At 70.3% G+C, this 2,132-nt stretch carries 4 protein-coding genes; 2 read left to right on the top strand and 2 right to left on the bottom strand.

Annotation, left to right across the window (positions count from 1 at the left end; all coding sequences use genetic code 11):
• Nucleotide 1 precedes the first annotated feature (1 nt).
• Together purE and I53_RS06295 are read right to left on the bottom strand one after the other, a co-directional pair.
• A complete protein-coding gene (gene purE / locus I53_RS06300; RefSeq protein WP_043347968.1) occupies nucleotides 2-481 on the bottom strand; it encodes a 5-(carboxyamino)imidazole ribonucleotide mutase in 480 nt (159 codons plus the stop codon).
• A gap of 78 nt (nucleotides 482-559) precedes the next feature.
• Complete coding sequence (locus tag I53_RS06295; RefSeq protein ID WP_078947082.1) at nucleotides 560-820, bottom strand: YdcH family protein; 261 nt, start codon at nucleotides 818-820, stop codon at nucleotides 560-562.
• Nucleotides 821-951: 131 nt separating this feature from the next.
• Here I53_RS06295 and I53_RS06290 point away from each other — a divergent pair, with 131 nt between their 5' ends.
• Both I53_RS06290 and I53_RS06285 read left to right on the top strand, forming a co-directional pair.
• Nucleotides 952-1,134, top strand: a complete 183-nt coding sequence (locus I53_RS06290) for a YdcH family protein (protein ID WP_043347966.1) — start codon at nucleotides 952-954, stop codon at nucleotides 1,132-1,134.
• Nucleotides 1,135-1,580: 446 nt separating this feature from the next.
• Nucleotides 1,581-2,132, top strand: a 552-nt coding sequence (locus I53_RS06285) for an AMP-binding protein (RefSeq protein ID WP_043347962.1), incomplete at its 3' end; no start/stop codon positions are given.

The raw sequence follows: 2,132 nt of genomic DNA, 5'->3' as shown, positions 1-2,132 counted from the left end.
GTCACGGGCGTTCGGCCACCGAGGCGGTCTGGGCCGCGCGCCACGCCTCCAGGCGCTCCGCCAGATCCGGATCGGAGAGCGCCAGGACGGCGGCGGCGAGCAGGGCCGCGTTGATGGCCCCGGCCCGGCCGATCGCCAGGGTCCCCACCGGGATGCCCGCCGGCATCTGGACGATCGAGAGGAGGCTGTCCTGGCCGGACAGGGCCTTGGATTCCACCGGGACGCCGAAGACCGGCAGGCGGGTCATCGCGGCCGCCATGCCGGGCAGGTGCGCGGCGCCGCCCGCCCCCGCGATCACGACCTTGAGGCCGGCCGCGACCGCGCCTTTGGCGAAGGCCACGAGCCGGTCCGGCGTGCGGTGGGCCGACACGATGCGCGCGTCGTAGGGTACGCCGAGGGCATCGAGCGTCTCGGCGGCATGCCGCATGGTCGCCCAGTCGGACTGGCTGCCCATGATGATCGCGACCGGAGGCGACGCCATCGTTGATCCCGGAAAAAGAGGGCGCTTACAGGCGGTGCGGGCCCGCGGCAAGGCGCGGCCCGAAGACGTCCACCGGCATCAGGCGATGATGTCCGGCGTGAGCGCGTCCTCGATGTGGAAGATGCGGTCACGCAGGGTGAGCTTGCGCTTCTTCAGACGCTGGATCTGGAGCTGGTCGCCAGCCACGCTGCGCTCCAGCGCCTCGATGGCACCGTCGAGATCCCGGTGCTCCTCGCGCAGCCGCGCCAGTTCGCCCAGGAGGTCCGACTGCGCACTCTCACCCGCCTCGTCCGCCATCGTCACCTGAGGACCCGAAGACCGTTCATGGCCCGAGAGCATGCGTCACGCTCCGGCGCCGGACAAGACGGCGCGGTAAGCAATCATCAGACTTAGCAGCAGAAAACGCTTCGACAGGTCCGGCATCTTGTGCCAATCTCGGTGTGTCGAAACGATGACAGGAGATTCGGCTCATGTCGCTGCAGACGCATCTGAACCAACTCGCCCGGAAGCACGAAGCCCTCGAGCGTGAGATTCAGGAAGCGATCCACAGGCCTTCGGCGAACGACCTTCACATCGCCGAGATGAAGCGACGGAAACTCCTTCTCAAGGACGAGATCAACAGGCTGCAGGCGAACGGCAATACGCTGCACTGAGCCCCTGATCCGTCCGCACGGATAGCAGAAACGGCACGACTGCTGCCGCCGCATCGGGAGACCGGTGCGGCGGTTTTGCGTTCTGCGACCGCTCGTTTGGAGGAACGGCCGCCTTGGGATCGCCGATCCGGGCGGGCGTCGTGCTCTCGCGGATGTGACCCCGGAGCCTTGGCGACGGGGCGCCTGCCGCGCCCGCACGCCTGGGGATCGAAACAGACGACCCGCGACCTCCCGGCAGATGCGTTTCCCGCCGGCCACGCCGAGGCGCCCGGCTTCGAAGCCGCCGATCCGGGATGCATCCGGCGAACGCGTCACGGAGCACCCCGATCGCGCGAGCGAAGGCGCGGGGCGGTTCCGGCGACCCACAACCGGCCTCGCACCCGCGGAAGAATGCGCTACTCTGGGCCCCGCCGCCGGAGAGCGGCCCGCGAGGAAACGCCGAACCGATGACGAGAGCCAGCCTGCCGGGCCGCTACCCGGACATCTACGACTCGGCCCGCCGCGACCCGGAGGCGTTCTGGCTCGGCGCGGCGCAGGCGCTCGACTGGGCGGACGTCCCGCAGCGGGCCTTCGCGCCGGATTCCGGCCCCTACGGCCGCTGGTTTCCGGACGGCACCCTGAACGCCTGCCACAATGCCGTGGACCGTCACGCCGACGGAGCGCGGGCGGATCAGGTGGCGATCCGCTACGATTCGCCCGTCACCGGGACCAAGCGCAGCATCACCTACCGCGCGTTGCGCGACGAGGTGGCGGTACTGGCCGCCGTCCTCGCCGGCCTCGGCGTCGGCAAGGGCGACCGGGTGATCCTCTACATGCCGATGGTGCCCGAGGCCCTGTTCGGCATGCTGGCCTGCGCACGGCTCGGCGCGGTGCATTCGGTCGTGTTCGGCGGCTTCGCGGCCAACGAGCTGGCGGTGCGGATCGAGGACGCGGCGCCGAAGGTGGTGCTCGCCGCCTCCTGCGGGATCGAGCCGAACCGCGTGGTCGCCTACAAGCCG

The organism is Methylobacterium sp. B1, assembly GCF_000333255.1.
GTDB classification, from domain to species: domain Bacteria; phylum Pseudomonadota; class Alphaproteobacteria; order Rhizobiales; family Beijerinckiaceae; genus Methylobacterium; species Methylobacterium fujisawaense.
The sequence above is the reverse complement of the archived record's forward strand: the minus strand, read 5'-3'. Positions and strand labels throughout refer to the sequence as shown.